This window comes from Luteibacter sp. UNCMF366Tsu5.1 (assembly GCF_900119235.1).
GTDB classification, from domain to species: domain Bacteria; phylum Pseudomonadota; class Gammaproteobacteria; order Xanthomonadales; family Rhodanobacteraceae; genus Luteibacter; species Luteibacter flocculans.
Genome location: NZ_FPIS01000001.1, coordinates 1,433,665 through 1,459,631, shown reverse-complemented (window position 1 = coordinate 1,459,631; position 25,967 = coordinate 1,433,665). Strand labels below are relative to the sequence as shown.

Annotated in this window: 25 protein-coding genes; 14 read left to right on the top strand and 11 right to left on the bottom strand. The window is 65.4% G+C overall.

Going from position 1 to position 25,967, the window contains the following annotated elements; genetic code table 11:
• Position 1 precedes the first annotated feature (1 nt).
• From BT115_RS06485 to BT115_RS06475, 3 genes are all read left to right on the top strand, one after another.
• A complete protein-coding gene (locus BT115_RS06485) occupies positions 2–454 on the top strand; it encodes an NfeD family protein (protein ID WP_072321653.1) in 453 nt (150 codons plus the stop codon).
• Positions 447–1,730 (top strand): threonine/serine ThrE exporter family protein, encoded by a 1,284-nt coding sequence (locus tag BT115_RS06480; RefSeq protein WP_072321652.1) that lies wholly within the window; start codon positions 447–449, stop codon positions 1,728–1,730. The genes BT115_RS06485 and BT115_RS06480 overlap by 8 nt, the downstream gene beginning before the upstream one ends.
• Positions 1,731–1,864: 134 nt before the next feature.
• A complete protein-coding gene (locus BT115_RS06475) occupies positions 1,865–3,013 on the top strand; it encodes a PKD domain-containing protein (protein WP_072321651.1) in 1,149 nt (382 codons plus the stop codon).
• A 76-nt stretch (positions 3,014–3,089) separates the two neighbouring features.
• Here BT115_RS06475 and BT115_RS06470 read toward each other — a convergent pair whose 3' ends face one another.
• Entirely contained in the window at positions 3,090–3,413 is a 324-nt protein-coding gene (locus BT115_RS06470; protein WP_072321650.1) for an H-NS histone family protein, read from the bottom strand.
• Between the two features lie 119 nt (positions 3,414–3,532).
• Between BT115_RS06470 and BT115_RS06465 the strand changes: the two genes are divergently transcribed.
• Positions 3,533–5,050 carry a M14-type cytosolic carboxypeptidase gene (locus BT115_RS06465; RefSeq protein WP_143144473.1) on the top strand — a complete coding sequence of 506 codons (1,518 nt, stop codon included), beginning with the start codon at positions 3,533–3,535 and terminating at the stop codon, positions 5,048–5,050.
• A 69-nt stretch (positions 5,051–5,119) separates the two neighbouring features.
• Here BT115_RS06465 and BT115_RS06460 read toward each other — a convergent pair whose 3' ends face one another.
• Positions 5,120–6,817: a proline--tRNA ligase gene (locus tag BT115_RS06460; protein ID WP_072321648.1), complete on the bottom strand. Its 1,698-nt coding sequence runs from the start codon at positions 6,815–6,817 to the stop codon at positions 5,120–5,122.
• Positions 6,818–6,888: 71 nt separating this feature from the next.
• On the bottom strand, positions 6,889–7,299 hold the full coding sequence (locus BT115_RS06455; protein ID WP_072321647.1) for a DUF4124 domain-containing protein: 411 nt from the start codon (positions 7,297–7,299) through the stop codon (positions 6,889–6,891).
• Positions 7,300–7,462: 163 nt separating this feature from the next.
• Between BT115_RS06455 and pssA the strand changes: the two genes are divergently transcribed.
• The 3 genes from pssA to rimI are packed head-to-tail and all read left to right on the top strand — an operon-like array spanning position 7,463 to position 9,196.
• Complete coding sequence (gene pssA / locus BT115_RS06450) at positions 7,463–8,248, top strand: CDP-diacylglycerol--serine O-phosphatidyltransferase (protein ID WP_072321646.1); 786 nt, start codon at positions 7,463–7,465, stop codon at positions 8,246–8,248.
• A 5-nt stretch (positions 8,249–8,253) separates the two neighbouring features.
• Complete coding sequence (locus BT115_RS06445; protein ID WP_072321645.1) at positions 8,254–8,718, top strand: hypothetical protein; 465 nt, start codon at positions 8,254–8,256, stop codon at positions 8,716–8,718.
• Positions 8,719–8,722: 4 nt separating this feature from the next.
• Positions 8,723–9,196, top strand: coding sequence for a ribosomal protein S18-alanine N-acetyltransferase (rimI, locus tag BT115_RS06440; RefSeq protein WP_072322287.1), 474 nt, complete (start codon positions 8,723–8,725; stop codon positions 9,194–9,196).
• Between the two features lie 15 nt (positions 9,197–9,211).
• Here rimI and BT115_RS06435 read toward each other — a convergent pair whose 3' ends face one another.
• Entirely contained in the window at positions 9,212–11,695 is a 2,484-nt protein-coding gene (locus BT115_RS06435; protein ID WP_072321644.1) for an ABC transporter permease, read from the bottom strand.
• Entirely contained in the window at positions 11,692–12,378 is a 687-nt protein-coding gene (locus BT115_RS06430) for an ABC transporter ATP-binding protein (protein ID WP_072321643.1), read from the bottom strand. Before BT115_RS06430 ends, BT115_RS06435 begins: the two co-directional genes overlap by 4 nt.
• Between BT115_RS06430 and BT115_RS06425 the strand changes: the two genes are divergently transcribed.
• From BT115_RS06425 to BT115_RS06415, 3 genes are all read left to right on the top strand, one after another.
• Positions 12,377–12,988, top strand: coding sequence for an arylesterase (locus BT115_RS06425; protein WP_072321642.1), 612 nt, complete (start codon positions 12,377–12,379; stop codon positions 12,986–12,988). The genes BT115_RS06430 and BT115_RS06425 overlap by 2 nt on opposite strands.
• 117 nt (positions 12,989–13,105) lie before the next feature.
• Entirely contained in the window at positions 13,106–13,834 is a 729-nt protein-coding gene (locus BT115_RS06420; protein WP_029213612.1) for a response regulator transcription factor, read from the top strand.
• A gap of 89 nt (positions 13,835–13,923) precedes the next feature.
• Positions 13,924–14,853, top strand: a complete 930-nt coding sequence (locus tag BT115_RS06415) for a sensor histidine kinase (RefSeq protein ID WP_255369390.1) — start codon at positions 13,924–13,926, stop codon at positions 14,851–14,853.
• 51 nt (positions 14,854–14,904) lie between these two features.
• On the opposite strand, the gene BT115_RS06410 is transcribed toward BT115_RS06415, so the two are convergent.
• The 5 genes from BT115_RS06410 to BT115_RS06390 are packed head-to-tail and all read right to left on the bottom strand — an operon-like array spanning position 14,905 to position 20,009.
• Positions 14,905–15,390 (bottom strand): hypothetical protein, encoded by a 486-nt coding sequence (locus tag BT115_RS06410; protein WP_072321640.1) that lies wholly within the window; start codon positions 15,388–15,390, stop codon positions 14,905–14,907.
• A complete protein-coding gene (locus BT115_RS06405; protein WP_072322286.1) occupies positions 15,390–16,562 on the bottom strand; it encodes a hypothetical protein in 1,173 nt (390 codons plus the stop codon). Before BT115_RS06405 ends, BT115_RS06410 begins: the two co-directional genes overlap by 1 nt.
• A gap of 2 nt (positions 16,563–16,564) precedes the next feature.
• The gene (locus BT115_RS06400; RefSeq protein WP_072321639.1) at positions 16,565–17,143 is read right to left on the bottom strand and encodes a response regulator transcription factor; all 579 of its coding nucleotides are present in this window, start codon (positions 17,141–17,143) and stop codon (positions 16,565–16,567) included.
• Positions 17,140–18,420, bottom strand: coding sequence for an ATP-binding protein (locus BT115_RS06395; protein ID WP_255369361.1), 1,281 nt, complete (start codon positions 18,418–18,420; stop codon positions 17,140–17,142). Before BT115_RS06395 ends, BT115_RS06400 begins: the two co-directional genes overlap by 4 nt.
• 53 nt (positions 18,421–18,473) lie before the next feature.
• Entirely contained in the window at positions 18,474–20,009 is a 1,536-nt protein-coding gene (locus BT115_RS06390; RefSeq protein WP_072321638.1) for a peptide MFS transporter, read from the bottom strand.
• 301 nt (positions 20,010–20,310) lie between these two features.
• Between BT115_RS06390 and BT115_RS06385 the strand changes: the two genes are divergently transcribed.
• From BT115_RS06385 to BT115_RS06370, 4 genes are all read left to right on the top strand, one after another.
• Positions 20,311–20,685 carry a diacylglycerol kinase gene (locus BT115_RS06385; RefSeq protein WP_072321637.1) on the top strand — a complete coding sequence of 125 codons (375 nt, stop codon included), beginning with the start codon at positions 20,311–20,313 and terminating at the stop codon, positions 20,683–20,685.
• Between the two features lie 68 nt (positions 20,686–20,753).
• Complete coding sequence (locus BT115_RS06380) at positions 20,754–21,377, top strand: LemA family protein (protein ID WP_072321636.1); 624 nt, start codon at positions 20,754–20,756, stop codon at positions 21,375–21,377.
• Positions 21,377–22,270, top strand: coding sequence for a TPM domain-containing protein (locus tag BT115_RS06375; RefSeq protein WP_072321635.1), 894 nt, complete (start codon positions 21,377–21,379; stop codon positions 22,268–22,270). The genes BT115_RS06380 and BT115_RS06375 overlap by 1 nt, the downstream gene beginning before the upstream one ends.
• 17 nt (positions 22,271–22,287) lie before the next feature.
• A complete protein-coding gene (locus BT115_RS06370) occupies positions 22,288–22,770 on the top strand; it encodes a TPM domain-containing protein (RefSeq protein ID WP_255369360.1) in 483 nt (160 codons plus the stop codon).
• Positions 22,771–22,942: 172 nt separating this feature from the next.
• On the opposite strand, the gene BT115_RS06365 is transcribed toward BT115_RS06370, so the two are convergent.
• Positions 22,943–25,963 (bottom strand): TonB-dependent receptor, encoded by a 3,021-nt coding sequence (locus BT115_RS06365; RefSeq protein WP_072321633.1) that lies wholly within the window; start codon positions 25,961–25,963, stop codon positions 22,943–22,945.
• Positions 25,964–25,967 lie beyond the last annotated feature (4 nt).

Genomic DNA, 25,967 nt, shown 5'->3' with positions numbered 1-25,967 from the left:
CATGGAACACGTTGCCGTGCATTACCTCTGGTGGATCGTCGCGCTGGTGCTGATTGGCGGCGAGGTGATCCTCCCCGGTTACTTCATGCTTTGGATCGGCATCGGCGCTGCGGCGACGGGGCTGGTCCTGCTGCTGATGCCCGACCTCGGGCCGCTCGCGCAGGCGATCGTCTTCGGCGTGCTCGCGTTTGTCTCGTGCTTCGTCTACTGGAAATTCGTGCGTCCGCGGCTGGAACGTGTGCCGCCCGGCAATGCACGCCTCAATCGGCGCGGCGAGCAACTGCTCGGTGAGCGCTACGTGCTCTGCGAGGCCATTCGCAACGGGCGCGGCAAGGCGCGCGTCGGCGACGGCATGTGGCTGGTCACCGGGCCCGACCTGCCCGAAGGCGCCAATGTGGAAGTGATCGGCATCGAAGGCACCACCCTGCGCGTGAAGGCGGTGGACGTTGGCTGACGCTGTGCCGCTGACGGTACCGGTGAGCTTCGCCACCACGGCGATCAACACCCGCATCGCCTTTCTGACAGAGCTGGCCCGCCGGCTGCATCAGTACGGCACTACGGCGCCGCGTCTGGAGACGGCCATCGGCCGCTCAGCGCAGCGCCTGGGCCTAGCGGCAGAAGTATGGTCGAGCCCGACCGCGATCATCGTGTCCTTCGCGGACCTGGGGCAGGGCGAGGAGAGCGTGGCCCAGGTCACGCAGGTCATGCGGCTCCCCCCGGGCGACGTCAACCTCGGTCGCCTCTGCGAAGCCGACCGCATTGCCGATGCGGTGATCGACGGGCAGATGGAAATGCGCGAGGGGTTTCACCTCCTGCGCAAGCTCGGCGCTCCGGAAACGCTCCGCGACAAGGTGGGTCTGGTTGCGAGCTACGGGCTCTGCGCCGCTGCCGTCGTGGCCTTGCTGCTGCACAGTGCGTGGCCCGACCTCGTCACCGCCGGCATCATCGGCACGATCATCGGTCTTATCACCGTCGCATCGGGCAGTCGGCCGCGACTGTCGGCGGCGAGCGAAGCCATCAGCGCCATGGTCGCGACGGCCATTGCCATCATTGTCAGCGCTTACATCGTGCCACTGGCGGTGAAGTCGGTGATTCTCGGCAGCCTCATCGTGCTGATGCCCGGCATGGCGCTGACCACCGCGGTGCGCGAGATTTCCAGCCAGCACCTCGTCGCGGGAGTGGCCCGCATGGGCGGCGCGATAGCGACATTGCTGAAGCTGACCTTCGGCACCGTGGCGGCGAGCCAGTTGTGCGAGGCCTTCGGCATCATGCCGCGCGACTACGCGCTCCCGCCGCTGCCGGCATGGACGGACTGGCCGACGCTGCTGCTCGGCGCGTTCTCGTTCGCGATCCTGTTCCGCGCCGCTCGTCGCGACTGGCTGGTGGTGATGGGCGCGGTGATCCTGGGTTACCTCGCCACGACCTGGGGCGGTCGGATTTCCGGCAGCTTGCCGGGCGCGCCGTTCGGTGTATTCGTCGGTGGCCTGCTGCTTGGTTCGCTCAGCAACATCTACGCGCGTTACGCGCAGAAGCCGGGTGCGGTGGTTCGTGAGCCGGGTATCATCCTGCTCGTGCCTGGCTCGGTCAGTTTCCGCAGCGTGTCCTACCTGCTGGATCGCGATGCCTCGCTGGGCATGGATACCGGGCTGCTCGGCATCACGCTCCTCGTGTCGCTGGTTGCCGGGTTGCTGTTCGGCGACCTGCTGGTGGCACCTCGCCGTTCGCTTTGAATCGTGGCAATGATGCGGCGCACCACTGCCAAGCCCGTCACAGAACCGTTTTCCGCCCTCTAGCGGGCCGCATCGCGCGGTGAGATGTTGGATCGATCCAAGGCGACCCACCCCACCGAAAGGACGATGCCAGCATGAACCTCTCCACGTACGGATTTCGTTCGTCCCTGCTCGCCGCGGCGCTCGCGGCTGCGGGTACCGCGTCGCCGGCCTTCGCCGATTCCGCCATCTATGGCGGCGGACCCTTCTACAGCGGCGGCACCGCCGTGATGAACGATCTTCGCGCCTCGGGATTCACCACGGTCATGCTGTGGAGCATCCACGTGGACGCGAACGGCGACCTCAACCTCAACGATCAGAAGTTGATTTCCAACGGTACCTATATCGGTTCCAACACGAACTGGTCGGCGCAGTTGCAGATGCTCAAGCAGGCCCCGACCTCGATCGACCGCATCGAGGTTTCCATCGGTTCGGGCGGCGTCGCGGATTTCGAACACATTCGCGATCTCGTCAACAGCACCGCACCGGGCGGCGGCACCGGCACGGACAGCATCCTCTTTCGGAATTTCGCGGTGTTGAAGCAATTGACTGGCGCCGATGCCGCCAACTTCGACGACGAGAGCGCCTATGACCTGGCTTCCGCCACGGCGTTCGGCCAGATGCTCGCGGGGCAGGGCTATCGCATCACGTTCGTGCCGTACACGAACCAGGCGTTCTGGTCGTCGCTCAAAAGCAACCTCGCGGGCAGCGTCGACCGGATCTATCTGCAGGTCTACGACGGAGGCGCGAGCAACGATCCGAAGCAATGGTCCACCGCGATGGGCATGACCGTGCGCCCCGGATTGTGGTCGTTGCACGGGACGGGGTGCCGGTCGGGCGACAGTCCGTCGTCGGTGAAGACGAAAATGAGCGCGTGGAAGAAGAGCAGCGGTATTCCCGGCGGTTTCATGTGGCTGTATGACGATATCCAGGCGTGTTCGACTCAGGACCGCGAGACGTCGGACTATGCCGCCGCGATCAACAGTGCCGTCGCGACCCTCTCGCCGCGCGCCGACTTTGGCGCAAGCAGCCAGGGGCTCACCAGTCGGTTCACGGGGCAGTCCAAGGCCGGCGATTCGCGCATCGCTTCGCAGCGCTGGACCTTCGGCGACGGCACCCAGGCAACGGGGGAGGCGCCAACGCATACCTATGCGGCGCCCGGCACGTACCCGGTCACACTGACCGTCACGGATGCGCAAGGCGCGACCGATATCCGGACGCGTACGGTGACCGTCGTCCGTTGAACGGACGTTCCATTTTTTGCTGACAATAAAAAACCCCGGTACGGATACCGGGGTTTTCGATGAAACGCTCAGTGATTCAGATGAGCAGGTCTTTTTCTTTCTTTCCGGCTTTCAGTGCATCGTTGAACCAACGCGGACGCTTGCCGCGACCGGACCAGGTATTTTCCGGATTGGCGGGATCGCGAAATTTCGCGGCCACCGTCACGCCAGTGCGCTTGGACTTGGCGCCGCGGGAGGGGAAAACGTCATCGATCGTCATCCGCTCGGCCTTGAGGATGGCCTGAATCTTCTCGCGAACCTTGCCGACGCGCTCCTTGGAAAGTTCGTTCTGACGGGCCTGTGCCTTGGCGATCAGATCGGCAAGCTGGTTTTGGTTGAGGTTCTTGATATCGACGGCCATTGGCGACTCCGGTTGTGGTTCTTTTCAATGCCTATGTATCAGTCAGGCAATCATTGCTTACGGGCGAGGCCGGATTGTGCCTAATCGATTCGGTAATGTCAGCCACCTAATTCGCGTATTTGTCGATTTGTCATCCATTACCGTCGTTCGTAAGGATTAATACTACACGATGCGGCGTAATGGCCTTATGTCGCGCGCAGTGCTCGCTCAAGAAAGTAAGGAAACGTCATATTCAAGGGAATGCACCGATGAAATACCCCAGGGCCATGCTGACTCTAGCTGTCGCATTTTGCGCGACAACGAGTCATGCAACGACATTTCAGGCGAATTTTCCGTCGGGCAGTATCGGCGAGGTGACTCGCCTCGATGCCGACGGGCTTCAATGGCAGCTTGCCTTGCGCGACGACAACGATAACGCCGCGTTGCCCCATAAATTTCGCGCCTGGTGGTATGTGCGTGCGAACGACGTCAGCGTGACGAAGCCAATGACCCTGGCTTTCACGCGCATCGGCTGGAATTACGAGTTCAGGCCGGTCTATTCCTACGACAACAAACGATGGCATTACTTCGAGGATGGCGAGGCCCGCTTCGAACCCGGATGCCGCATTGCGGAGCCGGACACGTGCCGCATGACGATCACGAAGGCATTCGAGCGCCCCGTCGTCTGGATCGCTCGTACCTTTCCGTACACCTATGCCGATCTGCGGGCGTACTTGAGGAAATTCACATTCTCGCCGTATGTGAAACGGGTCGGCATAGGAAAATCGCCCATCCTTGGCAAGACCGTACCCGTCGTCAGAATCGCTTCGCCTCGGCAGGGACAACGCCAGCGCATCGTTATCCATGCGCGTACCCACGCGGCGGAGACAGGGCCCAGCTACGTGGTCGAAGGGCTCATGAACGCATTGACCCGGAACGATGCGCTCGGGCAGCGACTACGGGATCGCTATGTCTTCGACATTGTCCCCATGCACAACATCGACGGTGTGCAACTTGGCAACTACCGCACCAACGGCAGCAGCCTCAATCTGGAAAACCGTTGGTTCATGGATAAGGCGGTGGCGTTTCCCATCAGCCTGCTGCCCGAGGCGCCAGAAGAAAACCAACAGCTCAACCGTGCGGTCTTCGCCCCTGCGGTGAGCGACCAGGAAACGCCGACCGTGCTCGCGCTCAACCTGCATGCATCGAACTCCGCACCGAACACGCAGGCGTTCTTCTTCCCGCACTTTGGCAGCGATCCGGCACGATACTCATCCGAGCAGAGCGCGTTGTGGCGAAAGCAGCTGTCGTTCATCCGGGCCGTCGCTTCCCATTACGACGGCCGCATCGAGCAGCCTCCTGCCGATGGAGGAGCTGGCTTCCTCAACTCAGCTTTCGTCGAATCGTGGTGGTGGCATCACCAGCAGGAACAGGTCAACGCGATCACCCTGGAGACGACCTACGGCCGGGCCGGCTTCGATCACTGGATTACCCAGGACGATCTACGGCGATTGGGAGAGGCCTTGGCCCTGGCCATCGATGGCATGGATCGGCCCCATTCCCGTTCGGTGCGCTCACTCGACGATCCGGCACGGGTGAACGACGTTTTCCGCGAGCCGTTCAAGCCCGAAATCTACGAGAACGAGGCTGAGCACTGACCGACGTGCCTTCGATGATCGAAGGCACCCATGCCAAAGCATCCCCTGGGACTTGGTTGACCGTTCGGGTCAGCCAAGCAGCCCGAGCAGCTCTTCGCGTGTGACGTTGCGTGCTTCGGTTTCGTTGCGCGCGCGGTACTCGAATGTGCCACTTTCCAGGCCACGGGCGCTGACCACGACGCGATGCGGAATGCCGATGAGTTCCATGTCCGCGAACATCGGGCCGGGGCGGAGGCCGCGGTCGTCGAGCACCGTGTCGATGCCTTCCTGTGCCAGCGACTGGTAGAGCGATTCCGCCGCTTCGGTCACGACGGGATCGTTCTTCGGGTTAATGACGCATACCGCCACGCGCCAGGGCGCCATGGCTTCGGGCCAGACGATGCCGGCGTCGTCGTGGCGCTGTTCGATGGCGGCAGCGACGATGCGGCTGACGCCGATGCCGTAGCAGCCCATGTACATCGTGCGCATCTTGCCCTGGTCGTCGAGCACGCCCGCGCCCATGGCCTCGGCGTACTTCTGGCCGAGCTGAAAGATGTGACCGACCTCGATGCCGCGCGCGAAGCGGATCGTGCCGCGCCCGTCGGGCGACGGGTCGCCCTCGACCACCTTGCGGATGTCCGCCACGCGGCTGACCTGCGCGTCGCGACCCCAGTTGGCGCCGGTGTAGTGGGTGCCGTCCTGGTTGCCGCCGCAGACGAAGTCGGCGAGCACGGCCGCGCTGCGGTCGACGATGACGGGGATGTTTGCGGGCAGGCCCACGGGGCCGATGAAGCCCGGGCGCGTTCCCGTAGCGGCGAGGATCTCGTCCTCGCTGGCGAGTTCCGACTCGTCGGGCAGCTCGGGCAGGTGCGAAGCCTTGACCTCGTTCACCTCGTGATCGCCGCGCACGCACAGCGCCACCAGGCCTTCACGGCCGCGGACAAGTATCGTCTTCACGGTGTGTGCGGCGGGGACGCCGAGGAGAGCGGTGACTTCCTCGATGGTCCGCTGCGTGGGCGTTGCCACGCGTGCCAGCTCGGCCGAGGGCGACGGACGCTCGATCGACGGGGCGAGGGCTTCGGCCTTCTCGATGTTCGCCGCGTACGGCGACGCATCGGAATAAGCGATGGCGTCTTCGCCGGAATCGGCGATGACCTGGAACTCATGGCTGGCGCTGCCACCGATGGCGCCGGTATCGGCGTCCACGGCGCGGAATTCCAGGCCCAGGCGAGTGAAGATGCGCGAGTAGGCGTCGTACATCACCTTGTAGGTTTCGCCCAGGGACTCCGGCGTCACGTGGAAGGAGTAGGCGTCCTTCATCAGGAACTCGCGCGCACGCATCACGCCGAAGCGCGGGCGGATCTCGTCGCGGAACTTGGTCTGGATCTGGAAGAAGTTGAGCGGAAGCTGCTTGTAGCTCTTCAGCTCGTTGCGCGCGAAATCGGTAATGACTTCCTCGTGCGTGGGGCCGTAGCAGAACTCCTGCTCCTTACGGTCCTTGATCTTCAGCAACTGGCCGCCGAACTTCTCCCAGCGGCCGGTTTCTTCCCACAGCTCGCGCGGCTGCACGGACGGCATCAGCATTTCGATGGCACCGGCGCGGAGCATCTCCTCGCGGACCGCAGCCTCCACCTTGCGCAAAACACGCAGGCCCAGCGGGGCCCAGGTGTACAGGCCGGAGGCGAGCTTGCGGATCATGCCCGCGCGCAGCATCAGCTTGTGGCTGATGACTTCGGCGTCGGCAGGGACTTCCTTGACGGTGGCGAGGTGGAACTGGCTGAGGCGCATCGGCGAGCGGTCCGGACGGTAAAGGCGCGATTATAGGCCGTTTCGTCCGTACCGCCGCCGTGCGTCGGCGCTCAACTTCCGCAGTACAGGGTCATCTGCGCCTGCGTGGTCTTGATCTGGCTCTGCCGTTCTGCGTCGTCCACCTGCTTCATGCCGCCCTTGCCGTCGTCCATGGTCACGACCTTCTCGTTATTGAGGATCGTGAGATTCTTACGCAGTTGCTCGCACAGCTTCTTCCGGTTCTCGGGCGTGTCGGTGTTCGCCGACGCGCCGTTCGACGGTGCCTTGGCGGCTGCGGCAGTGGATGCCGGAGCCGGTGCCTCGACCGTGCCGGTGGTCTTGATCTTCTCGTAGCGAACGTTGCCCGGCGGCGGGGCGTCGGCGTAATGGGTCACGCCCTGGGCGTCCTTCCACTTGTAGGCCTGGGCGAAGGCGAGCGGACAGGCCGTCACGAGGAGTGCGAGGACGAGGCAACGACGCATGGGCATTCCGCCGGTTGGGTTGGGTGGCGGCAACAAGTACCACCCGGCCGAGGGGCGCGCAAGCGACAGGGGTCGCGGTTCTTCGCCGAGGTGCGGGCGCGGGCCCGACTGACCGCCCGACGGCCACTGGGCTACACTGTCCGCCCATGTCACGGAATGGCCCATGAGCGATCCGATTCAAGTCCGGGGGCCGCGCCATCGCGGTATCTACCTGCTACCGAACCTGTTCACCACGGGCGCCATGTTCGCGGGTTTCTACGCGATCGTCTCCGCGATAGGCGGCCATTACGCTGTCGCGGCCCTGGCGGTATTCGTGGCGGGCATCCTCGACGGCATGGACGGGCGCGTCGCGCGCATGACCAACACCCAGAGCGAGTTCGGCGTGCAGTACGACTCGCTGTCGGACCTGGTGAGCTTCGGCCTCGCTCCTGCGCTGGTCATGTACACCTGGGCGCTTTCCTCGCTGGCCTTGTACGGACCGGTCTGGGGCAAGATCGGCTGGGCCGCCGCCTTCATCTACGCCGTGTGCGCTGCGCTTCGCCTGGCCCGTTTCAACACCCAGGTCGGCGTGGCCGACAAACGTTACTTCCAGGGGCTGGCGAGCCCTGCGGCGGCCGGCCTCTGCATGTCGTTCGTCTGGACCATGGAAAAGTTCGATATCCCGGGCCCGTCGGTAGCGTTCTTCGCGCTTCCGCTGGCCGTGATCGCTGGCCTGCTGATGGTCAGCAACGTGCGCTACTACAGCTTCAAGGCATGGCCGAAGGGCGACCGGGTCCCCTTCATCTGGCTGATCGCGGCGGTGTTGATCGTCGTGCTGCTGCTGGTCGATACCGCCCGCGTGCTGTTCGCGGTGGCGGTGATCTACACGGTTTCCGGCCCCGTCATGACGCTGTGGGGTCGCGCCACCCGGCGCCGCCGCGCACGTCGCCACGCCAAGGCGGCGGACTGACTCGCATGGCTGCCGCCCCCGACCGCCGCCAGCGCCTGCTGGGTGCCATGGGCATCACGCCGTGGCGGCTGCGCGTGGGGGGCGTGGCGCCGGAGCCCGAGGTCGCGCCAGCCAATGACACCGCTCGTGGCGGTTCGGCGGTCTGCGTGGTCGTGCTTCCCGCAGGATGCAGCGAGCGCGAGTTGGATCTCGTGGGTCGTGCGCTGCGTGCCTACGGCGCGGTGACGGGGCGCGCTGCGCGCCTGGAAGTCGGCGAACGCGGCTTGGGTGATGTCCCCGCGGCGCGGGCGTATCTCGTCTTCGGCGAAGCCCAGGCCCGCGCACTCGGCAGGGATTTGCCCGCCGCGGTCATGAGTGCCGCGCAGATCGTGCTGGTGGATACACCTTCCGCGATCCTCGTCGACCCGGCCGCGAAGCGGCGCCTCTGGAATGGCCTCCGCGCGCTGGGGCCCACGCTTCGCGGCGCCTGACACCATGGTTGCCGTCGCCCATCCTTCCACCGAAGTGCGCGCGATGCGTCGCGAAGACCTGGACGCGGTCGTGGCGATCGAGCATGCCTCGTACGAATTCCCCTGGAGTGCGGGCATCTTTCGCGACTGCCTGCAGGCCGGTCACAACTGCTGGGTGATCGTGCACGACGGCGTAGTCGCCGGCTACGGCATCCTTTCCGTGGCGGCAGGCGAGGCCCATGTGCTCAACCTGTGCGTCGGCGATGCCCATCGTGGCCTGGGTTTCGGGCGACGCATGTTGCGCCGCCTGCTCGATCTCGCGCGCTGGTATGGGGCGGAGCGCGTGTTCCTCGAGGTGCGGCCGTCCAATCCGGTCGCCAAAGCCTTGTACGACTCGCTCGGTTTCGCCGAGATCGGCCGCCGGCCGGCGTATTACCCGGCCCGCGGCGGTCGCGAGGACGCCATCGTGATGGCGCTGGACATGCATCCTCGCGACTGAGTCGCCGACGGCTCGCTAGCCCTCGCGCAGCAGCGCCATCGGCGACGTACGCAGCACGCGCCGCGTGCCGTACAGGCCGATGATCATCACCACGAACGCCGCGAGCGCTGCCGCGCCGACGAGCGGCCAGAGCGGTGGTACGAAGCCCTCGATCCGGAACACCGCGTTACCGAGCCAGATGCCCGCGCCGGTCGCGCCGAGTGCGGCGGTGAGTCCGGCGACGAGACCGAGCAAGGCGAACTCGCAGGCCGCCGCCGCGCGAAGCTGGTTGCGCGTGGCGCCCAGCGTGCGCAGAAGAGCGGCCTCCTTGCGTCGCTCCTGCGCGCTGGCGGCGAGCGCGGCGGCGAGCACCAGCGCACCGGCAAGCAGGCTGAAGCCGAGCACCCAGCGCACCGCACCGCCGACACGGTCCACGATGTCGCGAACGCGATCGAGCAGGGCGTCCACGTCGATGAGGCTCAGGTTGCCGAAGTCGCGCGATACCTTCGCCAGCGCGTCGCCGCGACCGCGCGGCAGATAGAAGCTGGTCAGCCAGGTATGCGGCAGTTCGCGGGCATGAGCCGGGTCGAGCATCAGAAAGAAGTTCACCCGGAACGAACTCCAGTCCACCTGACGCACACTGCTCACGCGCGCGTCCAGCGTGCCTTCGCCCACCTCGAAACTCAGGGTGTCGCCCAGCTTCAACTGGTAGCGATCGCGCCACGATGTGTCCACCGACACTTCGGCCTGCGCAGGCTTGGCGCCCGGCCACTGGCCAGCTACCACACGGTTGGACGGAGGCAGGTCCGTGCTCCAGGACAGGCGCAATTGACGGTCCGCATTGTCGCGCGCGTCGTCGTTGGCAAAGGCGATGCTGTCGATGGGCTTGCCGTTGATCGCGGTGAGCTTGCCCACCGCCAGCGGCATCATGTTCGCCTTCGTGGCGCCCAGCGAATCCAACGCATGCGTGAACGCCTCGCGCTGGTCGTCCTGCAGGTTCAGGGCGAACCAGTTCGGCGTGTCCGTGGGCAGTTCGCGACGCCAGCCATCGAGCAACGACGGTGCAATGACCGCGAGCAGGAGTAGCGCACAAAGTCCCAGCGACAAGGCCGTGGCCTGGACCAGCGACAATCCGCGTCGGCGGGCGAGCGCCGCAAGGCCAAGACGCAGGGCCGGATGCGCGCCGGGCGCCACGCGCCGTGCAATGACCAACAGCAGGGCCGAGAGCAGCGCGGCGACCACTGCCACACCGGCCAGGCTCACGGCCAGGATACCGGCGAGCTTCGCCGAGTCGGCCTGCACCCAGACCAGCGCGATGGCGGTGACGAGCGGGACGAGATAGAGCACGTCGAAGCGACGTACGCGCCGTTGCATCGATTCGCGGAACACCGCCACGGGCGGCACCTCCGCCAACCGTACGAGCGGCGGCAGGGCGAAGCCGGCGAGCACGGCCAACCCCATGGCTGCCGCGGCGAACGCGGGGCCCAGCGGCAAGGTGGTCGGAATGTTGTCGAACAACTGCCGCGCGAAGTACCACGCACCCTGCGCGAGCGCGAGAGCGATCGCCATGCCGAGTGCGGCCGCCGGCAAGGCCAGGGCAGCCAGCGTCGTCACCAGCAGCGCAGCGACGCGGCGACGCGGTGTGCCCAGCGCGCGCAAGAGGGCGACCTCGCCAGCCTTGCGCCGCGCGTAGCGCGCCGCGGCGAGAGCGATCGCCACGCCTGCGAGCAGCGCCGAGAGCAGGGCGGTGAGGCGCAGGAATGAACTGGCGCGATCGAACGCCGTACGCATGCGCTCCTGCACCTTCTCCGGCGTGATCCATTCGCCGCCCTGAGGCAGCTTGATCTGTTCCGCTTCGGTGCGCCACGTTGCGACGGCGCCCTGCGGGCCGGAGACGAGCAGGCGATGCCGCGCGCGGCTGCCGACGGAGAGCAGCCCCGCCTCGGTGGCGTCGTCGAGATTCATCACGGCGCGCGGTGCCAGGGCGAACAGCTCACCGCCGTCGGGCTGGCGCAGCAGTTCGCCGGAAACCACGAGATCGCGGCCGCCGATCTGGAGGGTTTGCCCCGTGCGGATGCCCAGCCCCGTCAGGGCGCGGTGATCGAGGTACACCTGTCCACGCGCGGGGCCATGCGCCACGCGCTGGCCGCCCTGTGCGTCGCGTATTTCCAGCGTGCCCCGCAGGGGGTACGCGCCGTCGGTGGCGAGCACGTCGAGCAACTGGCTGCGATCGCCTACGAAGGACACACTGCGGAACGTGGCGCCGCGGGTCGCGGCCAGATGGTCCGCCCTGGCGGACGCGAGCAGGGAATCCGGCAGCGGTGCGGGCGCCGACACGCCGAGGTCGCCGCCGATCAATTCGGCCGCGCTGGCGAGGATGCCGCGCTCGATGCGGGTGGAGAGCGTGGCGACCACGCCCAAGGCGATGACCGCGAGTACCAGCGACGCCGCCAGCGTGCGCAGTTCCACGAGGTGCCATTCGCGGCGCAGCGTGCGCCAGGCCAGCCGCGCGACGTTCACGCCGACACCCCGAGGCGACCTTCATGCAGTTCGGCGGAGCGTGCGCAGCGCGCCGCGAGGCGGGGATCGTGGGTCACCAGGATCAATGTGGTGGCGTGCTGGCGATTCATCTCGAACAGCAGATCGCCGATGTGCTCACCCGTGTGCTGGTCGAGGTTGCCGGTCGGTTCGTCGGCAAAGAGGATGCGCGGTCGGTGTACGAAGGCGCGCGCGAGTGCCACGCGCTGTTGTTCGCCACCGGATAGTTGCGCGGGGTAGTGGCGTCGGCGTGCCCCCAGGCCCACCGCTTCCAGCGCGGCCTGCGCGCGCTCGCGTGCCGTGTCGTCGCCCTCCAACTCCAGCGGGAGCATCACGTTTTCCTCGGCGGTGAGCGCGGCGAGCAGGTGAAAGGACTGAAACACGAAGCCGACCAGGCGTCGGCGGATGGCCGCACGGGCCTCTTCGTCCATGCGTTCGAGCGCCTGCCCGTCGATGCGGATGCTGCCCGCCGTGGGCACGTCGAGGCCGGCGAGCAGGCCGAGCAGTGTGGTCTTGCCGGACCCCGAGGCGCCGACGATGGCGAAGCTTTCTCCCTCGGTCACCGCCAGGTTCACGCCGGAAAGGATATCCAGGCGTCCCTCCGGACCGAAAACCGACTTGCTAACATCCGCCACTTCGAGAAGAACACGGGAAGAATCGCTCATGCGTCGTTGCCTGGTCCTGTTGCTGTTCGTCTGGTGCGCCATCGCCTCCGCGGCGGATACGCCGCGCAAGGTTCTGGTGCTCGGGGACTCGTTGTCGGCGGCGCACAACATTCCGGTGGAGGCCGGGTGGGTGCGTTTGCTGGACGCTCGCACAAGCAAGATGGCGACGCCATGGACGATGGTCAATGCCAGCATCAGCGGCGAGACGTCCTTGAGTGGCCGCAACCGCTTGCCGGCACTCCTGGCCAAGCAGCGGCCGCAGGTCGTGGTGATCGAGCTGGGTGCCAACGACGGCCTGCAAGGCCTGCCGCTGGGCAAGCTCGCGGAGAATCTCGACGCGATGATCGGGGCGGCCACCTCGGCGGGCGCCAAGGTGCTGCTGCTGGGTATCGAGCTGCCGGTGAACTACGGCCCGCAATATCGCGATGGCTTGCGCAAGGTCTACCAGGACGCCGCGAAGAAGCACGGCGTGGCCCTCGTGCCTTTCCTGCTCGATGGCGTGGCGCTCGATCCGGCGCTGATGCAGGATGACGGGCTTCATCCCACGTCGGCCGGCGAGCCGCGGGTCGCGGAGAACGTGTGGAAAGCGCTTAGCCCGATGCTCGATTAGAAGACGCCACGTGCACGTACTCGTACTCAAAATGAACCTTCGTTTTCGGTCTTCACGCTGTTCTCACCGGTCCGACCGTTAACTCTTCACATTTGTGAATCACAGAGGAGTGGAGCGATGAGCACACGCGACGAACAGGCTGGGTTGATCCTTCTCGTCGAAGACAACCGCCAGATCGCCGAGATGGTCGGCGAGTTTCTGGAACGCCGGGGCTACTCGGTGGATTACGCTGCCGATGGCGTCAGCGGCCTGCATCTCGCCGTCTCCAACAGCTACGACGTCATCGTCCTGGACCTCATGCTCCCTGGCATGGATGGCCTCGATGTCTGCCGCAAGCTGCGCAAGGATGGCAAGAAGTCCACGCCGGTCCTGATGCTGACGGCGCGCGACACGCTGGAAGACAAGCTGGTCGGCCTGGAAGCCGGCGCCGACGATTACCTGGTGAAGCCCTTCGAAGTACGAGAACTCGAAGCCCGGTTGCGCGCTTTGATCCGCCGCGACCGCCGTCAGGTTTCCTCCGAGGTTCTCAATGTCGGCGACATGACGCTCGACACGGCCACGCTGCGCCTTACCCGCGGCGGCCAGGAACTCACCGTATCGCCGATCGGGCTGAAGCTCCTCGCGATCCTCATGCGCGAGTCGCCGCGGGTGGTCAGCCGCCGGGACATCGAGCGCGAGATCTGGGGCGACACGCTTCCCGATTCGGACACCCTTCGCTCGCACCTCTACAACCTGCGCCGCGTGATCGACAAGCCGTTCGATCGGCCTCTCCTGCACACGATTCATTCCGCAGGATATCGCCTGGCCGACCTCGATTCCGAAGTCGCCGCGTCGCAGACGGCATGAGGCGGGAGCAGCACCGGATCTAATCGATGGAAGGCAGGGCACCGCAGGGGACTCGCCGACGGCGCGGATCATTCCGTGTACGCGTGGCGATGGTCTTCGCATTGCAGACAGTCGTGATGATCATCGCGTCGCTGATGGCCGCCAACAACGTGGCGCCATTGGGCGCCGCGATCGCCATCATGTTGTGTTCGGGCGGACTCGCCTGGATCGCCGTGTCGCGGGAATGGATTCCCGTGGCAGCGCTCGCGCGTCTGCTGGAGGCGTGGGATCCGGAGCGCCCCGACATCGAAGGCCTGAGCCGTGAAGGCGGCAAGCAGTCGGACAACGACGTATCCACGCTGATCCGCGGACTGAGCGGGCTGGTGACACGTATCGAGGGCTACAGCGAGCGCGAACGCAATTTCACCCGTGACGCCAGCCACGAACTACGCAGTCCGCTTACGGTCATCAAGATGTCTTCGGACATGCTTGCCGACGAGACGGAGATGTCGGAGTTCGGTCACCGCTCGCTGGAACGCATCCGCCGCTCCACGCGCGAACTGGAAGCCTTGGTGGAAGCCTTCCTGATCCTCTCGCGCGAATCGGACCAGGGTCTGGCCGAAGAAGATTTCGTCGTCAATGCGGTACTGCGACAGGAAGTGGAGTATGCGCGTGAATTGATTGCCGGCCGTCCCGTGGAGCTGGTATTCGACGAGCCGGCGAGCTTCGCGCTGCATGCATCGCCGCGTGTGTTCGCCGTGCTCTGCGGCCAGCTGATCCGCCATGCCCTGCAGCAGACCGACCAGGGCAGGATCGTGGTCACGGTGATGCCGGGCAGCGTGAGCGTGATCAATCCGGCGCTGGACACGCCCGAGGCAGGCAGCCGTCGACATGCGTCCGTGGACCGGCATGGCTTCGACCTCGCCATCGCACGTCGTCTGTCGGATCGCTTCCAATGGCCGCTGGAATTGCGGGCACTCCCCGGCGCCAGCCGTATCGCCAGCGTACGTTTCCCGCATCCGCAGCCTATCGAGGCTTGAATCCCTGACTGCGCAGTCCTTGGTGTGATGCGATCACGCCAAGGCGCGGCATCACTCCAGAAGCTTCGCCACACGCGCGGCGTCCAGCGCGCCGCTGACGGCCTTGCGCGAGCCGTCGGCCTTGATGGCGAGGGTGCGCGGGGTTTCGCCGCCCCAGTTGGGATCGATCAAATAGTTGATCCGATCCGGTGTGGCATCCGCATAGGCACGCGACGGCACGGCGTCGAGCTTCGCCGCTTTCAGGCGGGCGGTCAGCGCGGTCGCCTGGTCGATGGTATCCGTCGCGACAAAAACGAGGTCCGTGTCGGGATGCGTGCGTTGGTAGGCGAGCAGGGCGGCAAGGTTCTGTTCGCAGTAAGCACAGTCCAGCGACCACAGCGCGATCACGCGCGTGCCCTGCGTCGGTGGCGCAACCAGTGTCGCTACGTCGGTCGGCCGCAATGGCTGCGGTGTCGCAGCCCAGGCGGGTGATGCGAGCACCGCGAACAGCAGCGCGCAGACGGTGCGACGTGTATTCCCGTCGGCGCCGTATCGCATCACAACGCTTCCGTGGCAACGAGCCGGAAGGTGCCGCCCGGGTTCCACGCCACGAACGCACGGTGTTGCCAGAGGACGAGCTTCGGCCAGCCGGATGCGCCTTCGGTGTGCGCGATGGCGCGAGGCTCGGAGAACGTGACACCGCCATCGGTCGATACGCGCAACATCAGATCGAGACCCTTGACGGACATCTGGTGATAGGCGATCCACACCTGCTTGCCATCGACTGCCAGGTCCGCATGCGACGCACCCGCGCCAGCGATCGTGGTGAGGTGTGCCGGCGCGTGCCCCGGTTGCAGTTGGCCGTACCAGATCACGGCTTTGCCGTCCGCTGCACTGAACCACACCGCATGTCGCACGCCTGTGCCGTCGATCGCGAGAGAGGGCCCATGATGCGGGCATCCCTCGATGTGCCATTGGGTGAAGGTGGCGCGTTGCACCGACGGTGCGCTGCCATCCGTCGGCAGCGAGGCAAATGCATGATCGCGGATGTTGTCGCCGTAGATCGCGCGGAAGAACGCGTCGATGCTGCCATCGGGAGCGCGCGCCAGCGCGACCCGACAGCACTCGCAGCTCTGGTCCACGATCTTGCGCTCGGGTACGAAATGGTCGCCGCGGTCCGAGGACCAGCTGTAGTAGGTGGCAGCGCCGAGATACGGTTTGCCCGAGGCCTTCGCGGCTTCGACGTCGCGCTTGTCGATCCAGGCCACGATCACGTGGCCATTGCCGTCGACCGCAAGCGCGTCGAAGCGATGGGTGATCTCGGTACGGTCCGTATGCACAGTCTTCGGAGCATCGAAATGTTCGCCGCCGTCGAGCGATCGGGAGAAGCGCACAAAGCCGGTCCACGGCAGCTTGCGTGGCTGCGACCAGGTGACATAGAGCTCGCCTTTCGGCCCGAGCGCGATCTTGGGGCGATTCTCGCCTTCCGCGTAGAGCGGCTCGCCCGTGGGATTGACGATGGTGGACAGCGGAAAGCTGCGCCCCATGTCGTCGGACCGGCGCACGCGTACGTGCTCGCCCATCGTGTCCACGACCCAGAGATGTCCTTGTGCATCGAGCGCCGCATCGAAGCCGAGCGGCGCCTCGTGGCCCATCGCCATGCCGGCCATGTCATGGGCGCCCGCAGCGGCGCAAACAAAGAGCAAAACGAGGGCGATGAGTCGGCGCATGATCACTGGTCGGCAGGGCGTTCGCGGACGGGGTGCTTGCTGAGCTTGCGCTGCAGCGTACGGCGGTGCATGCCAAGGCGACGTGCCGTTTCCGAGATATTGCCTTCGCATTCGGTGAGCACACGCTGGATGTGCTCCCATTCGAGCCGGCGCAGGGGCAGTGGCGCGTCCGGAGCGTCGACGAGATCGTCGGGCTCGGCGGGGCCGTCGCCATCGAGCAGCGCACGCACCACCGCATCCGCATCCACCGGCTTGGCGAGGTAGTCGTGTGCACCACGCTTGATCGCTTCCACGGCGGTCGCGATGGAGGCGTAACCCGTAAGCAACAGCACGCGCATGTCCGGCACCAGCGCCTGCAGATCGGGGATGAGCCGTAGGCCGTTTTCGTCGCCCAGCTTCAGATCGAGCACGCAATAGCGCGGTTGATGGCGGCGTGCCAGGGCGCGGGCATCGTCTGCGTTGTCGCTGCTGATGACCTCGAAGCCACGCGAGGTGAGCGCGCGGGCCAGTACACGGGCGAAGGTGGCATCGTCGTCGACGATCAGCAGCGGGCGGCCTGAGGGCGGGGCGAGCTCGTTCATGCGTGGTCTCCAATGACCGTAAGAGGTAGACGCAGGCGCATCTGCGCGCCGTGGCCGGTGTTGCTGGCGGCGAGTTCGCCGTCGAGTCGTTCTGCGGTGGCTTCGGCGAGCGCAAGACCGATGCCCAGGCCCGTCGCCTTCTGCGACAGGCCGAGCGTGCCGAGTTCGTCGAACTCGTCGAAGCCGGGACCTTCGTCGGTGACGACGAGTTCCAGCCACGGTCCCACGATGCCCACGTGCAGGGACACCGCCGCACTGTCATTCAGCGCCGAGGCGTCGGCGGCGTTGTTGAGCAGGTTGATCAACGCGTGGCGCAGGCCCGGTGGCGAGCGCAAGGCGATCCGCCCCGCCCCGGGTTCGATCGCGAGGGTGACGTCGGCCTCGGGACGCAGCAGCTGGAACCGCTCCATGCAGCTGTGAATGAACTGGTCCAGCGTGATCCGTTCGGGCACCTGCGACAGCTGCGCCTGGCCGAACGCCACCATTTCGCGAAGAATTGTACGGCAGCGCTCGACTTGACCGTCGAGCAGGTCGAGATCCTCACCGAGCGCGTTGTCGCCAGCGTGCTCGCGCCGGATCTCCGGCAGCAATGTACGCATCGTCGACAGCGGGGTATTCAGTTCGTGTGCCGCGCCGGCCGCCTGGGTGGCGATGGCGAGGATGCCTTCGTCACGAAGCGCACGCTCGCGCACCCGCTGCACCTCGCTCTGCTGTACGCGAATCGCCTTGGCGAGATTGCTGATGAACACGCCGAGGAGGATCGCCATGATGACGAAGTTGACGCCCATGCCGGCCACGTAGAGATCGAAGTCGCGGCTCTTGTCGCCGAGCGTCGGCAGGGGCAGGTGATAGGGCACCAGCAGGACGTAGGCCACGCCGGTGAGGATCGCGACCAGCGACACGCCCGGGATGGAAAGCGCTGCCGCCGACAGTGCGATAGGCACCAGCAGCAGCGTCACGAACGGATTGGCTGCGCCGCCCGTGAAATAGAGCAGATAGCCGAGGACGAGGGTGTCGGCGGCGATGTGCACGATCGCCTCGCCCTCGCTGACTTTCCACGGCATGCCGAGACGGAAGGACGCCGCTGCAGCGAACACCGCCAACACGCAGACGCCGATCATCAGCGGAAGCAGCGGTACGTCGAGCTTGAGCAGCGTGACGCAGGACAGGATGGCCACGCTCTGGCCGGCGATGGCGCAGAGCCTCAACCAGGCGAGCGTGCGGGCCAGTGCGAAGGGGCCGGAGCGTGCGGAGGGGTTATGCAGGGAATCGCTCACAGCAGGTTTCTCATGACGAAAGGGCCGCTCCGTCGGGAGCGGCCCTCGCCGCATTACAGGTCTTCGTTATGTACCGGGGGAACCGGCGGCACGTTGGCCAGCGCGTGGTTCAACGAGAGCTTCTTCATCAGCGGCAGCATTGCGATCGCGATGGCCGTGCAACCGATGCCGACGAAGCCCAGCTTGTTGAACAGGCTGGTGTAGATCGCCAGCGATTGCAGCGGATCGGTGATGTCCTTGGGAATGGCGGCGTAGTTCGCCACCACGCTGCCCATGTACTGCGACACGCCCGAAGCGACGTAGTAGGCACCCATCATGAAGCCGCCCATGCGCGCCGGCACGTAGCGGGCGATCATGGCGAGGCCGAGGCCGCTGACCAGCACCTCACCCAGTGAGTAGAAGCCGTAGCCCCAGACCATGTACCAAGATGAGATCGCACCGTTCACCGCGGTGGTGGCGCCGAGTCCGTACATGAAGAAGCCGACGGCGACCGCGGCAAAGCCAAGCGCGAACTTGGCGGCGACCGGGAAATCCTTGCCGTGCTTGCCCAGCGAGTTGTAGATGCCCACCAGGATCGGCGAGAGGATCACGATCCAGATCGCGTTGAGCGATTGGAACTGCTCGGGAATCCAGCGGAAGATCTCGTAGCCGAAGATGCCGAACGACAGATCCACGTTGCGCTGCGCGAACAGGTTCAGCGACGTCGACATCTGCTGATAGAAGATGAAGAAGAAGATCGTCTGAATCGTGAGCACCAGCGCCGCGACCAGGCCGGCGCGCTCGCCCGGTTCGCTGGAGCGGATGAGGTGCACGAAGATGCCGAGGATCACCACGCCCGCGGCGTAGACGCAGAGTTCGGCCACGCTCTGGTTTTGCAGGATGTAAGCGGAGACGGCGATGATGGCGAGACTGCCGACGACCACGCCGAGGATATTCTTCGCCTTCGGCGGATGGTTGTCGGGTTCCGAACCGATGTGCGCCAGGGTGCGGCGCATGAAGTAGTAATTGATGAGGCCGAGGATGAGGCCGATCGAGCAAACGCCGAAGGCCGTATGCCAGCCCAGCGCGTCGCCGTAGTGCTCGCCGACGTAGTCGCGAATCCAGGGCGTCAGCAGCATCGAGATCGTCGAGCCGACGTTCACCGCCATGTAGTAGATGGTGAAGGCGCTGTCGATCTTGACGTCGTCGCCTTCGTAGATCTTGCGGACCAGGTTGCCGGCATTGGGCTTGAACAGGCCGTTACCCAGAATGATCACGCCGAGGGCGAGGTACAGCGCATACGTGCTGTTGGTCGGGATCCAGAGCAGGGCGTAGCCGATCATCAGGATCACGGCACCGCTGAGCATGGTGCGACGGGAGCCGAGGAACTTGTCGCCGATCCAGCCGCCGATGGCGGGGGTGGCGTAGATCAGCGCGGAAGCCGCGCCCCAGACGAGGTTGGCGTCGACGTCGGCAAAGCCGAGCTTCTTCACCATGTAGGTGACCATCAGCACCTGCATGCCGTAGAAGCCGAAGCGCTCCCACATTTCGATGAGGAAGACGGTGCTGAAGGACTTGGTCTGTGAAACGGGCGGGTTCTGGATTGCCATGTATTTTCCGGACGGATTGGAACAGTGAGCTAGGGTCGTAAAAAACCGCGCTCCCGTCGCCGTGACGCTGAACGGAGTCACAACCGTTCAAGCGTAATACAAATGCTCGGTTCGATTATGCTGCGGCGCCATAGGGGCGCGGCGATTCGCCACGGTCACCGGTGGCCTAAGCCGGATGCAAGGCCGGCTGTGGCATGATACCGGGCCGTTTCCAGCCCACAGCCGCCTCATGTCGCAGCCCTCGTTCTTTTCCTCCGCCGTAGCCCCCGGCTCGGCCCCGGCCCTGGCGGCCTGACCGCCCATGGCATCGAAGGTACGGCGCGGGCCCCGGCAGATCTACGCGGCCTTCCAATGGTCCATGAAGGGTCTGAGCGCCTGTTTTCGGCACGAGGCATCGTTCCGACTTGAGGTCTTTCTCGCCCTTGTCGTCGTGCCCCTCGGGCTTTGGGTGGGCCACGGACCGATCGAGAAGATCGTCCTCATCACTTTCCCGATGCTGGTGCTCTCCGCCGAGTTGCTCAATTCGGCCATCGAGGCCGTGGTGGACAAGGTCAGTCCCGAATTCCATGAATTGGCGGGCCGCGCCAAGGACATGGGCTCGGCGGCGGTATTCCTGCTGCTGGTGATGGTCGTGGCGAGTTGGGCACTCATTCTTATCCCGCGCTATCTGAGCTGAGGGGCGCCCGGTGGCGAGCCGCCGGTTTTAGGGTAAGTTGTTGCGGCATACCTCAAGGAATTGCCGCCATGAAGACACTCCTCCGCACGTTCGCTCTCGTCCTTCTTGCCGGGTTCCTGTCCGGCTGCGGCTACAACGCCATCCAGCGCGAGGACGAAGCGGTCAAGGCCGCCTGGTCCGAAGTACTCAACCAGTACCAGCGCCGTGCCGACCTGGTGCCCAATCTGGTCAACACCGTGAAGGGCTACGCGCAGCACGAAGAGCGCGTATTGACCGAGGTGACCAACGCGCGTGCCAAGGTCGGCCAGACCCAGATCACGCCCGAACTGCTCAACGATCCCGACGCGCTGGCGAAGTTCCAGGCCGCGCAAGGCCAGCTCAGCAGCGCGCTGTCTCGTCTGATGGTGGTCAGCGAGAACTACCCGCAGCTCAAGGCCGACGGCTCCTTCCGCGACCTGCAGGCGCAGCTCGAAGGCACGGAAAACCGCATCACCGTGGCGCGTAATCGCTACGTGGCCGCCGTGCAGAGCTACAACACCCTGATCCGCTCGTTCCCTAACAACCTGACCGCGAAGGTCATGGGATACAAGGTGAAGCCGAACTTCAGCGTGGAAAACGAGAAGGCGATTTCCACCGCCCCGACCGTCGACTTCGGCTCCACGCCAGCCCCGGCTTCCACGGCCGGCCGCTGATGGGTCGTCTTGCGGCAGCGCTGCTGTTCGCCGTCGTTCTCCTGGTCTCGCCCTTGGCGAGCCGGGCGGACGAGGCGGCGGTGCCCAAGCTCACCCGGCACGTCACCGACCTGACCGGTACGTTGACGACCGAGCAGGTTGCCCAGCTCGATGCGCGCCTCGTCGCGCTCGAAAAAGCGAAGGGCTCTCAGGTCGTGGTGCTGATGGTGCCAACCACCCAGCCCGACGACCTGGAAAGCTATTCGCTGAAGGTGGCCGAAGCGAACAAGGTGGGCAGGGAGGGGCCGGACGACGGCGTCCTCGTGCTGCTGGCAAAGAACGATCGCCGTGTGCGTATTGAGGTCGGTTATGGCCTTGAGGGCGCGCTGCCCGACGCCATCGCGTCGCGGATCATTCGTGAATACATGGCGCCCAAGCTGCGTGCCAATGATTACTACGGCGGTATCGACGAGGCGTTGAATGCCATCACGCAGATCGTGCAGGGCGAAGCCTTGCCTGCGCCGGTCACGCCGGACGAGAGTCACGAGCGTCGCCGTGGCGGTGGCGGCAGCCTGCTGCTGCCGTTGATCTTCGGTTTCATCTTCTTGCGCGGCATCCTCGGCCGCGCGCCGCTGGGATTGCGCATGCCGCTCGGTGGCGCCGTTGCCGGAGGCCTGGGCTGGCTGCTCATGGGCTCGCTCTTCGGCGGCGTGATCGGTCTGATTGCCGGTGCGCTCGTCATGGCCATTCCTCTCGGTGCCGGCCGCTCGATCGGCGGTGGTGGCTGGGGCGGTTTCGGTGGCTGGGGTGGCGGCGGCTTCGGTGGCGGCGGTGGTTTCGGCGGAGGCGGCGGTGGCGGCTTCAGCGGAGGCGGCGGCAGCTTCGGTGGCGGCGGCGCGTCGGGGAACTGGTGATGGACATGCAACGGATCATGGCAAACCTGTTCGGCGCGTGGTTCCAGATGGGACGGCAGTTTCCACCCGCTACGCTCGACGCCATCGCCAGGACGGTCGCGGAAGGCGAGGATGCCCATCGCGGCGAGTTGCGTGTGGCGATCGAGTCGCGCCTGCCCCTGTCTGCCGTGATGGCCGGCATGACGGCCCGCGATCGCGCGGCACTGCTGTTCTCGCATCTGCGCGTGTGGGACACCGAAGAGAACTGCGGCGTACTGCTTTACGTGCTGCTGGCGGAACACCGCATCGAGATCGTCGTGGACCGAGGTATCGGAAGAGCGGTCGCGACGGCCGAGTGGGAAGCCATTACCGCGCACATGCGCGACGCGTTTGCACAGGGACGTTTCCGCGAAGCGGTAGAAACGGGCGTGGCCGAAGCCGGCGCGCTGCTGGCGCGGCATTTCCCCGGCAACGGACAGCCGCGCGAGAACGAACTGCCGGATCGGCCGCTGATTCTCTAGCACCGCGTCGCTCTTGTGTGAGCCGCCATGGCGGCGAGAAGCCAACGAAGCGGTGTAGCCGCGAGGCAAGTTCCCCTCGCCGCCATGGCGGCTCCCACAAGAAGAACAAAAAAAGGGCCGCCCGATGGGCGGCCCTTTCGCGTTGGCGACGCCGAGGCGACGCCGCAGCGTCTTACAGGCTGAAGTCGTACTGGACCATCAGACGCACGTAGCGCGGCGTCTGGTAGTAGGTCGGCACGCGGTAGGTCGTGCCGTAGTACGTCTGATCCGCGCCGTTCTCGCCGATTTCGTTGATCGCGATCGGCTTGTCGTTGTTGAAAGCGTTGATCAGGTCCAGCTGCATCGTCAGGCCCTTGGCGTAGGCCGGGGTGTAGACGACGTTCGGGCTGAGCGTCCAGGTCCACGGCAGGCGCTTGGCCCGGCCACGGCCCGAGATCTTGCCTTCGCAGTAGAAGAACTCGGAGTTGTAGCCCGGGATGCCGCCGACGGTCTCGTCGCCGCCACCGAAGCAGCTGGTCGGACGACCCGATTCGAGCAGGCCGTTCACACCCACCGACCATTCCGGTGTGATCTTGTAACCGCCGTAGATCTTGAAGCTGTGGCGACGGTCGTTCGGCAGGTAGCCGGTGGCGCCGGTCATCAGTTCCGGGTAATCGAACGCACTGGTCGTGCCGGTGTCGTCCTGACCGTTATCGGACTTGACCAGGCCTTCCGTGTTGCCGCGGTTCTTCGACCAGGTGTACGACGCATTGACGTACCACTTGTCCGTGGCCTTCTCGGCCGACAGCGTGACGGATTCGTACGTGCGCTTGGCCTTTTCGCCGAACGCCTTGCCCGGGATGGTGACGTTGCGCAGCACGCCGCTGCCGTCGAGATCGACGTCCACGGAGACCTTGCTGCCCGGGTTGTAGATGAAGCAACCCGGCATGGTGGCCGGCGGCGTGAACTGGTCGCCGTTCGCGTCCATGTCGAGGCCGATCGACTTGCCGTACGCGTAGAACGGACGCCAGTCGCAGGTGTCGTCGATCGCGTTGTTGAGCTTGCGGTAGGTCGCCTTCGCACCGACCACCCAGTCGTTGAGGAAGTCGTTGTCGCTGGTGATGCGGTGCTGGAAGCCGAGGATGTATTCATCCTGCGAGTAAGGCTTGAGATCCTTCGTGGCGACCGAGCGCGGGTCCGGCGTGCTGCCGTTCTCGCCGTTGAGGATCGCCTGGCTGTTCAGCGGTGCGCCGAGGGTCGGCACGCCCGTCACCGGATCGATGCCCGTGTACGAGAAGTTCTGGAACGTGTAGTACGAGGCGGTGGCGGCGCGCAGGGCGACGTTGGCCGCGATCGGCAGCGAGTAGCGGCCGGCCGTACCGAAGATCTTGGTGGTGGAGTCGCCGAACAGATCCCACGAGAAGCCCAGGCGCGGCTGCCAGATGTTGCCCTGGCGGACGAAGTTCTCGGCAGCGCCGTTCTTGTTGTTGAACGAGTCGTTGCGCACGCCGATGTAGGCGAGGAACTTGTCGCTGACCTGCCAGTTGTCCTGCAGGTACCAGGACTTCTGGTCGACTGCCACCGAACCACCGGTACGGTAGTTGTACAGCGAGACATAATCCTGGCCAGCGGCGTTCGTGCGGTAGTAGTACAGCGCGCCACCGGCATAGCTCTGGCCGGCGTCGGACGACCACTTCTCGCGCGAGAAGCCGCCCGCCAGGTCGTGGTCGCCGATCTTCCAGTCGAGGTCGATGCGGTAGGCCGTGCGCTGGTCTTCACCGTTGAAGCGGTCGATGGTGCTGTCGAGGTAGCACGAGCGGACCGGCGCGGTGGCGCCGCTCAGGGTGCTGGAGCGACGGTCGATTACGTACGGGCAACCGGAGTTGGCGCCGTTGATGTCGCCGTTGTACTTGGTCACCGTGCCGTCGGCGCTGACGTAGTCCGAAGAGTTCTTGCTCTTCATCTTGCCCCACTGGGCGGACAGGGTCAGGTCATCGGTCAGGTAGCTGGTGTACTTGAAGACGTTGATGTCGCCACCGGTCTTCACGTGACGGCGGCCCAGGTAATCGTCGGTAAACGGCTTGCCGTCAGCGTCGATCTGGGAGTCGTAGTAACGATTCGTGGTGTGCTTGGTGTTGTTCATCCCCGTCCACTCGAGGATGTTCGAATCGTTGATGTTCCAGTCCATCTTGATCAGATAGAACGGATCGCTGTACGTATTGCGCTGCGCGGCGGCCGACGACGTGGCGCCCGGGTAGTTGGTTTCCGTTTCGCGATGTGACTGGAAAATGCCGTAGAAGAACAGCTTGTCCTTCACCAGCGCGCCACCGAGCCACGCCGAGTAGACGTTGTCGTTGTCGTTGTTCTTCTGGTACGTGCGGTAGAGGTTGCCGTCCTTCGTGTACGTGGTCGGCTGCTGCTCGCGACCCCATGCCGGCGTGTAGACCCAGCTGGCGCCGCCCTTCCACTCGTTGGTGCCGCGCTTGGTGATGACCGAGGTCACGCCGCCGGTCGAGAAGCCGTACTGGGCGCCGTAGCCGCCGGTCTGCACGTCGAGCTGCTGGATGGCCTGGAACGGCACTTCCGAGAACGACAGGTTGTTGTACAGGTTGGTGACGTTGAAGCCGTTGACGTAGTAGCTGTTCTCCGCGACCGACGCGCCGCCGAACGAGGGCAGGTTGCCGAACCGGGAATCACCCTTGGTCGTGCCCGGCGTCAGGGCAGCCACGTCGACGACGTTGCGCGGCACAGGCAGGCTGTTGAGCTGGTCGGCGGTGAAGCTGGTGCGCGATTCGACCGAAGCGACGTCGATCGCGGCGAGGGCGTTGGCGGACACGGTGACCGTGTCGAGTGCCTGCGCGCTGGCGTCCGATGCGGCGGGCGCGGCGAAGTTGACCTGCGCCGACTGACCGGCGACGACGTTGATGTCGCGGCTGGAAACGGTCTGGCCGTTCTGCTGGACGTTGATGCGATAGCTGCCGATCGGCAGCGACGAGGCGCGGTAGCGGCCGTCTTCGCCCACGGTGACGGTGCGCGTGGCGCCCGAACCGAGATTCTGGATCTGGATCGTCTGGGTGGCGGCGGCGCTGCCATAAATGTCGCCGACGGTGCTCTGCGCATACGCGGTGCCCGCGATGAGGCAGGCGCCCAGCGCCGACACGAGGGCGGTGCGCTTCAGCACGCGCGAACGCGTGAGCAGGGTGGTGCTTGTCATGAGG